Origin of the sequence: Nostoc sp. (assembly GCF_041747015.1) — a bacterium.
Lineage (GTDB): Bacteria > Cyanobacteriota > Cyanobacteriia > Cyanobacteriales > Nostocaceae > Nostoc.
Genome location: NZ_JBGTFY010000204.1, coordinates 1 through 5947 on the forward strand (window position 1 = coordinate 1; position 5947 = coordinate 5947).

Annotated in this window: 6 protein-coding genes and 1 tRNA gene; 4 read left to right on the forward strand and 3 right to left on the reverse strand. The window is 40.3% G+C overall.

The genetic code is table 11. The features are described from left to right. A partial coding sequence (locus ACEW80_RS16915; protein ID WP_373527706.1) for an inositol monophosphatase family protein occupies positions 1–454 on the reverse strand: 454 nt, incomplete at its 3' end. 222 nt (positions 455–676) lie between these two features. On the opposite strand from ACEW80_RS16915, the gene ACEW80_RS16920 reads away from it, so the two are divergent. Further along, entirely contained in the window at positions 677–1645 is a 969-nt protein-coding gene (locus ACEW80_RS16920) for a phytanoyl-CoA dioxygenase family protein (protein WP_373527707.1), read from the forward strand. Positions 1646–1702: 57 nt separating this feature from the next. Here ACEW80_RS16920 and ACEW80_RS16925 read toward each other — a convergent pair whose 3' ends face one another. Beyond that, positions 1703–2071: a 2Fe-2S iron-sulfur cluster-binding protein gene (locus ACEW80_RS16925; RefSeq protein ID WP_373527708.1), complete on the reverse strand. Its 369-nt coding sequence runs from the start codon at positions 2069–2071 to the stop codon at positions 1703–1705. A 150-nt stretch (positions 2072–2221) separates the two neighbouring features. Between ACEW80_RS16925 and ACEW80_RS16930 the strand changes: the two genes are divergently transcribed. Together ACEW80_RS16930 and xerC are read left to right on the forward strand one after the other, a co-directional pair. Beyond that, positions 2222–2308 (forward strand) — tRNA-Ser (locus ACEW80_RS16930). Between the two features lie 122 nt (positions 2309–2430). Further along, on the forward strand, positions 2431–3633 hold the full coding sequence (gene xerC / locus ACEW80_RS16935) for a tyrosine recombinase XerC (RefSeq protein ID WP_373527709.1): 1203 nt from the start codon (positions 2431–2433) through the stop codon (positions 3631–3633). A gap of 50 nt (positions 3634–3683) precedes the next feature. On the opposite strand, the gene ACEW80_RS16940 is transcribed toward xerC, so the two are convergent. Next, positions 3684–4457, reverse strand: a complete 774-nt coding sequence (locus tag ACEW80_RS16940; protein WP_373527710.1) for a hypothetical protein — start codon at positions 4455–4457, stop codon at positions 3684–3686. Positions 4458–5440: 983 nt separating this feature from the next. On the opposite strand from ACEW80_RS16940, the gene ACEW80_RS16945 reads away from it, so the two are divergent. Then, on the forward strand, positions 5441–5947 hold a 507-nt coding region (locus ACEW80_RS16945; protein ID WP_373527711.1), incomplete at its 3' end, for a hypothetical protein.

The window sequence follows — 5947 nt, forward strand, 5'->3', positions numbered from 1 at the left end:
GTTCAACTGTTGTGGATACTTGAATCGGACGGCGGTTACGGGTTGCTCCAAGTCCGGTTGCAGCTTGAAACAAATCACTGTGATATGGATCAAAAATTACCCCCACCTGGGGCATACCATCAATTAGCAGGGCGACAGAGGTGGCCCAAAAGGGATACTGGTGGACATAGTTTGTAGTGCCATCCAGGGGATCAATCGCCCAGAGATAGCGACTTTGTTGTCCTCGGTGACCTGATTCTTCTGCCAGAATTTGGTGTTCAGGAAAGTGCCGCTGCAAAACCTCAAGGACAGCAGCTTCGGCTGCCTGATCCGCTTCGGTCAGCAAGTCCCCTAGCCGTCCCTTTTCTTGGATATCCTCTAGTTTTCCCCAGTAAGCTTGCAAAACAGCGCCTCCAGTCAAGGCAGCCTCCGTCGCAATGTCCAGGAAAATTTGACATGAGGGATGCTGGGTCATTTAGTCTCTACAACCTTGTAAATATTAAATCTTTACATAAATTAGTTTTTGTTGTAGCGTATCCACCGCTGTAAGGACCTGCAGATTTTGGCTCTTGACTCATATTCATCAGTGAAGTCATAAGTGGCTCATAAGGATGGACATACCACTCTGCTTGTGTTCTTGTAGCAAGTGATATATGGGGGGATCTGTAGCTAAAATTATGTTTTAGAGGAGCAACTCTTGGTTAAGTCTTTACAAAGTTATTGGTTTAGAGTTGGCTCCAAACTTTATTACGTATTTAGAATATTAGTCACCGACCTCAAGGAATGCTATGGGGGTTTGAATAAAAATCCCAGATGGCTTTTAATGCGTAAAATTGGTCGGTTCACGACTATACGTTCTATCGCAGCTTCTTTCTCAAACCCCCCTTCTAAATCACATGAAGCAATTGAGGATAATTGTTCTTTATTTAACTGTATTAATGTGGATAAAGTTGTTGAATATTTAAAAAAAGATGGTTGTTACTTAGGCATTAATCTACCGCGAAACATTGTTCAAGAAATACTTGACTTTGCTACGTACACAACTTGTTATGACCATGGTGAGGGCAAACCTGGCTTTTACTACCTTGAGAAAGAGCAAGCACAAACTAAGCATGAAAGAAATTTCGTATTCGGTAGGTATTACAATACAGCTCTACTTTGTCCAGCTATTAGAAAGCTTGAAAGTGATCCAAAGTTATTAGAAATTGCTGCTAAATATTTAAAGGCTGATCCAGTACATCAAGGAAATAATCTTTGGTGGAGTTTTGCAAGGAAGACAACACCTTATGAGCAATTTCAAAATGTTCACCAACGTACTCAAGTGTTTCACTACGATCTGGATGATTATCGCTTCCTTAAATTTTTCTTCTATATAACTGATGTGGGTTTATCTAGCGGTCCCCACGTCTACGTTAGTGGTAGTCATGAAAAAAAGAAGCTTTTACATAAACTTCTACGTGGACCATGTGACGAAAAAAATCTTATTAACTACTATGGTGCTGATTCTATAATGACTGTTTGCGGTGAGGCTGGTTTTGGATTTGTGGAGGACACATTTGGTTTTCATAAGGGAGCTACTCCAACTGATAGAGATCGCTTACTTTTAGTCATAGAATTTGCCATAAATGACTATGGAAAGCAGAGCGATCTTCGAAAACTTTCTTAGTAGTCTTAAACGTTTGAAAACACGTAGATTAAAACTCTGCTACCTAGGAGTAAAATTTTAATCTTCATCAAGTGGAAGTCCAACTTGAACCTTACCTTGACCAAAGTAACGGCCAAACTGCTGCTCATACACTTCGTCTTCATCCTGAGTTTCAACTTTCAAGGGTGAGCGGGGATAGCTCACACACAATAGAGCGTAGCCACGTTCTTGGAGTTTGGGAGACAGTCCCATTGCTTCCGGCTGATATACTTCCCCTGATAACACTCGCGCTGCACAAGTTGTACAGGCACCATTGCGGCAGGAGTAGGGAAGTTCAGCGCCTTGATCTTCAGCACTCTCAAGAATATAACGATCGACTGGAACTTGGACGCTAGAATGAGTATCAGTTTGACGGTTATGGATGTGGACTGAGTAGAAGGATGTCATAGATTGATCAAAAGGTCAGACAGCTCTAGCCTAGTTCGATTTAGGTTAAGTATGGACAAAGCACTTGAAAGAAAACCATACTGGAAGTCTCCGCAGTAGCCCAGGTTCTGCTAATATTGCATACTTGCGGTCAGTAACACACTATCCCCTGGAGAGGTGGCCGAGTGGTTGAAGGCGCAACACTGGAAATGTTGTTTAAGGGTAACTTTAACGAGGGTTCGAAGCCCTCCCTCTCCGTTCTAGACACACATAGAGTTGAGGCTTGTTCTAAAGTTAGTGGTAAGGGCTTGTGTTGTCTAGGTAAATATGGTAGGAAAGTGGTAGGGAAATTCCCTACCATCATCACTGAGGATCTACCTATGACTAGACCAGGCTCTATAGAAGTCTCTGAGGACTACAGGAAGGTCGGAATCGAGGATGACGACGGGACTGTTAGATTTCGCCGTCAGTACCAGAAAAAGCGCTACGAGTTCCGTGTAGGGAAGGCAAACAAACCGGGAGTATGGGAGCTTGCGGCGGACAAGGCTGAGTGGGTAGACAGGGACATTGCTGCTAGAACCTTTGACACAAGCAAAAAAAAATACTTCCCAGAAAGAGCAGCTTACGCAGTTCCTGAGCTGGAAGAAAGAAAACAAGTAGCTCCCAAACTAGATCAACTATGGGAACAACACGAAAAGTTCAAATGGAATCAAGTAAGCGTAACTACACGAGAAATTACTTTTGTAAATGTAGCCAGTCACATCAAAAAACTACCCACAAAAAAACTTGAAGAAGCAATTGCTATTCGTGATTACTTAATCAAAAATAATTCGCCATATAGGACAAAAAGAATTTTGACTCAATTAAATGCCTGTTGTAAATGGGCATTAAAGTCAGGGCTTATTACCAAAAATCCATTTGCTGAAATGGCATCTGAAATTAGGGTAATTAAGTCACAAACAGATGATGGACCAGAACATTTTTCAGAAGAGGACCAGAATACAATTATTGATGCATATGAAAATCATCCTCAGCTAAATCATTATGCTTCAATAGTAAAATTTTGGTTTTGGACTGGAAGCAGGACTAGTGAAGCAATCGGTTTAAGATGGAAAGATATTAATGACGAATGTACGATTATCACTTTTTCAGAAGTGACTGTAAATGTATCCTCAAGAAAAATCAGGAAAGATACTAAAACACATAAAAGTCGTAAGTTCAAGTGCAATCCCAGGTTGCAAAACTTGCTTAAAAGTATAAAACCTGAGAACTGCACTGAAGATATGATTGTATTTCCAGCAGTTAAGGGTGGTGAAATAAACGCCCACTACTTCAATGCATGTATCTGGAATGAATGCGAAACAAAAAAGGGGGAAAGAATTGGTTTAGTTAGAAAACTTGCTAATGAAGGAAAAATCGAAAAATATTTACCCCAATACAATACAAGACACACTTTTATAACTTTATGCCTAGAGAAGAATATACCAGATAAAGATATTGCTAGATGGGTAGGCAATAGCAGGGCAGTGGTCAATCAATCCTATGCGGGACACAACGCATATTTAGAAGTTCCAGAAACTTAAATATAAATTACCCACGAAAGGGTGATATATAAAGTATTTGAGCATATTTTCTATTGAACATCATCAAGCATTCTTAAAAATTGCTGGCGAGTAGACCTAAGTCTTGGACGTTTAAGTTTAGTTCGTGATACTAAGCGAAAAGTACGAAGAATTGAGAGACTAAACTGAGCGTTCCCACGTGTTAAAGTATTTTCCCCTTCTCCTTCTTTAAAGAATTCATTTTTTACCAGTTGAAACTGGCAAACTCCTGTTTGAGCGGGAATTGATTTAGGTAGTGTATAATCTGATCCTAGCTCGTAATTATAGTTATAGTGGTAATCGCTAACAAATTTTAAACTATTAAGATTAACTGAGTCAAAATATTCATTAGCTCTACGATAGTAGTTATAGAAAGGTGCTCGTAAAGAAATAGGATGATCGCTTAAGTTAAATGAACATTTTGGGAAATATGTCCAAGCTGTTCGCCATCCGTAATTCGGATTAGATGTCTCTTCATCCAGACCTACGGTGGCTCTGTTAGCACGTCCATAAAACATGATTAGGCCGTTGTTATTAATAACTTGGTAAGCAAGAAATGAATCAATACTAAAATCGTAGTCGTCTGGAAACATTCTTGAATCTGGTGAATCACCAGTCAGTCCAAAGTAAGCAGGATCTGGCATTAATGTAAATATTGTAGGGAGGTTATACGGATAGGTAGAGAAAAATAACTGATTACCATAATTATCGACCCATTCACTCTTATAGGCTTCCTCTGTAATTTGAATATTTGGTGTTAAATTAATTGCATCATCACTAGAGCGAGAATTGCAACTAGTCAACATTAGAACAAGTGTGAGAACATGGACAAATCTGTGATAGAGACGATACTTATGGTTGAATATTAACTGCATTGTTTTCAGTCCTAAAAATAGGTTAATACTTAATATCAATAAGGTAATCGTAGTTCGGAAGTATTAATGCTTGTATTTGCTATATTTCTTGATAAGCCTTCATTGATGGTGACTTTGTTGTTCCTTTTTTCCTTTTTGCTTTTTACTTCTTTCTTGGTTGATCTTTTCCGGGACGGGGAAGAAATATTAATTTGACACCCAAGAAAGATACTACTTAAGATTGACAAGAACTTAAAAACAATACTTTTAGCATGGCTTCTAGTTCTTTCATAAAGAATAAGGTAAGCAAACACAACAAAAACTATAGGGAAGAAAACTCAAACTATTAAATAGATGGTTGCCATGATTGCTGTACTCAAAAACCTTTTTATTAATTACCCAGTAATAACTGAGTACAGCTTAGTATTCCCGACTAAGCTCAATAATATCAAAAGTATATATTTCTTAAACAAACTAATGATTAACTAATTCTCTCTATTTCCTCAATCACAGCTATCAACTTTAATTTAACGGTGAATATAAGGTCCTTGAAGGATTCTATTTTTCTCCATTCAGTGTGTTGATATAATTCATTACGCAAATCTTTTAATTCACGCTTACTACGATAAGGACTTTTCTGAAAACTAATAGAGGCGAGTATGCAATACATGGTGTATGTATTTGTCTAGTTCAGTGGTGGGGGTAGGGGTATTCTCAGCATTTGGCTCCCCACCCCTCTTCCCGGCCACCATTGCAATCTTTATCTAATGGCCTAGAATCGTTTAAGCAGCTTTCAAGCGGGCACGTTGTTGGTCTGTCTGACTTGCAATTTATAAGTGCTTGGGCATCTCCGGGTCAGATAGCTGTAAAAGTAGTTTGAAGCTCGACTACTATTGATTAAATTGATTAAACAGTCAAACCACGGGAACAATTCCATGGCTCAAGCGCAGTCTGCTCCGGCTTCTTTGCGACCCAGTGTGGTTGGGACGGTGAAAGGACCGGGAGAAAATGGCAATCAGTACGTATTTATTACGGCTGATACCCGGCAGGTCAAAATTGGTGAATTTATCTATTACTTGGTGCAAGAGCCAGGAAGTACTTTGTCGATTCTGGGTAAGATATCGGCCTGCCGGTTGGTCGATCATCTACCCGATCGCATTTTTGCGGATACGGAAATTGAGCCGCAAGCGATCGCTGCCTTGGTTGGCTTCAAGTACGCCAGTCCCGAGATCTATGAAGTGACTGTGGAGGTGATTGGCTACTTCCACCCTGGATTGGGCTTTTTGAACCCCCGCAAACCGCCGCAGCCAGGGACGAAGGTTTACATGGTCAGTGATGCCACCCTCCAGCAGGTGGTGAATAAAAAGCAGCCTGGGGAGGTTGGGGCGGCTCAGATTGGCTCTCTGTTGTTGCGCCCAGGGGGTGCTGTCCCCGTCGCCCTC